This is a genomic window from Streptomyces sp. SYSU D01066-1 (assembly GCF_054956795.1).
Window position 1 is genome coordinate 1 of the sequence record NZ_JBUDHV010000075.1, and the last position, 2495, is coordinate 2495.

1 rRNA gene is annotated in these 2495 nt (G+C 56.8%); it reads left to right on the forward strand.

Going from position 1 to position 2495, the window contains the following annotated elements:
* Positions 1-2473, forward strand: a 23S ribosomal RNA gene (locus ACY1JF_RS31815); the annotation flags it as partial.
* Positions 2474-2495 lie beyond the last annotated feature (22 nt).

The window sequence follows — 2495 nt, forward strand, 5'->3', positions numbered from 1 at the left end:
TCTCGTGACTGCGTGCCTTTTGAAGAATGAGCCTGCGAGTTTGCGGTGTGTTGCGAGGTTAACCCGGGTGGGGTAGCCGTAGCGAAAGCGAGTCCGAACAGGGCGGTTGAGTAGCACGCTCAAGACCCGAAGCGGAGTGATCTAGCCATGGGCAGGTTGAAGCGGAGGTAAGACTTCGTGGAGGACCGAACCCACCAGGGTTGAAAACCTGGGGGATGACCTGTGGTTAGGGGTGAAAGGCCAATCAAACTCCGTGATAGCTGGTTCTCCCCGAAATGCATTTAGGTGCAGCGTCGTGTGTTTCTTGCCGGAGGTAGAGCACTGGATAGGCGATGGGCCCTACCGGGTTACTGACCTTAGCCAAACTCCGAATGCCGGTAAGTGAGAGCGCGGCAGTGAGACTGTGGGGGATAAGCTCCATGGTCGAGAGGGAAACAGCCCAGAGCATCGACTAAGGCCCCTAAGCGTACGCTAAGTGGGAAAGGATGTGGAGTCGCAGAGACAACCAGGAGGTTGGCTTAGAAGCAGCCACCCTTGAAAGAGTGCGTAATAGCTCACTGGTCTAGTGATTCCGCGCCGACAATGTAGCGGGGCTCAAGCGTACCGCCGAAGTCGTGTCATTGCAGCAAATACTCCCAACGGAGGCTGTGATGGGTAGGGGAGCGTCGTCTGCCGGGTGAAGCAGCCGTGTAAGCGAGTTGTGGACGGTTGACGAGTGAGAATGCAGGCATGAGTAGCGATACACACGTGGGAAACGTGTGCGCCGATTGACTAAGGGTTCCTGGGTCAAGCTGATCTGCCCAGGGTAAGTCGGGACCTAAGGCGAGGCCGACAGGCGTAGTCGATGGATAACCGGTTGATATTCCGGTACCCGCTGTGGAGCGTCAAACATCGAGCATCGTGATGCTAAGGCCGTGAAGCCGTTCCGGACCCTTCGGGGGATGGAAAGTGGTGGAGCCGCCGGCCCAAGCGGTTAGTAGGTGAGTGATGGGGTGACGCAGGAAGGTAGTCCAGCCCGGGCGGTGGTTGTCCCGGGGTAAGGGTGTAGGCCGTGCGGTAGGTAAATCCGTCGCACGTGTGGCTGAGACCTGATGCCGAGCCGATTGTGGTGAAGTGGATGATCCTATGCTGTCGAGAAAAGCCTCTAGCGAGTTTCATGGCGGCCCGTACCCTAAACCGACTCAGGTGGTCAGGTAGAGAATACCGAGGCGTTCGGGTGAACTATGGTTAAGGAACTCGGCAAAATGCCCCCGTAACTTCGGGAGAAGGGGGGCCATTTCTGGTGATCGGATTTACTCCGTGAGCTGGGGGTGGCCGCAGAGACCAGCGAGAAGCGACTGTTTACTAAAAACACAGGTCCGTGCGAAGCCGTAAGGCGATGTATACGGACTGACGCCTGCCCGGTGCTGGAACGTTAAGGGGACCGGTTAGCTTGGATTCGTCCGGGCGAAGCTGAGAACTTAAGCGCCAGTAAACGGCGGTGGTAACTATAACCATCCTAAGGTAGCGAAATTCCTTGTCGGGTAAGTTCCGACCTGCACGAATGGCGTAACGACTTCTCGACTGTCTCAACCATAGGCCCGGTGAAATTGCACTACGAGTAAAGATGCTCGTTTCGCGCAGCAGGACGGAAAGACCCCGGGACCTTTACTACAGTTTGATATTGGTGTTCGGTTCGGCTTGTGTAGGATAGCTGGGAGACTTTGAAGCATGGACGCCAGTTCGTGTGGAGTCGTCGTTGAAATACCAGTCTGGTCGTGCTGGATGTCTAACCTGGGTCCGTGATCCGGATCAGGGACAGTGTCTGATGGGTAGTTTAACTGGGGCGGTTGCCTCCTAAAGGGTAACGGAGGCGCCCAAAGGTTCCCTCAGCCTGGTTGGTAATCAGGTGTTGAGTGTAAGTGCACAAGGGAGCTTGACTGTGAGACCGACGGGTCGAGCAGGGACGAAAGTCGGGACTAGTGATCCGGCGGTGGCTTGTGGAAGCGCCGTCGCTCAACGGATAAAAGGTACCCCGGGGATAACAGGCTGATCTTCCCCAAGAGTCCATATCGACGGGATGGTTTGGCACCTCGATGTCGGCTCGTCGCATCCTGGGGCTGGAGTCGGTCCCAAGGGTTGGGCTGTTCGCCCATTAAAGCGGTACGCGAGCTGGGTTTAGAACGTCGTGAGACAGTTCGGTCCCTATCCGCTGTGCGCGTAGGAGTCTTGAGAAGGGCTGTCCCTAGTACGAGAGGACCGGGACGGACGAACCTCTGGTGTGCCAGTTGTTCTGCCAAGGGCATGGCTGGTTGGCTACGTTCGGGAGGGATAACCGCTGAAAGCATCTAAGCGGGAAGCCTGCTTCGAGATGAGGACTCCCACCCACTTGATGGGGTAAGGCTCCCAGTAGACGACTGGGTTGATAGGCCAGATATGGAAGCCTGGTAACGGGTGGAGTTGACTGGTACTAATAGGCCGAGGGCTTGTCCTCAGTTGCTCGCGTCCACTGTGTT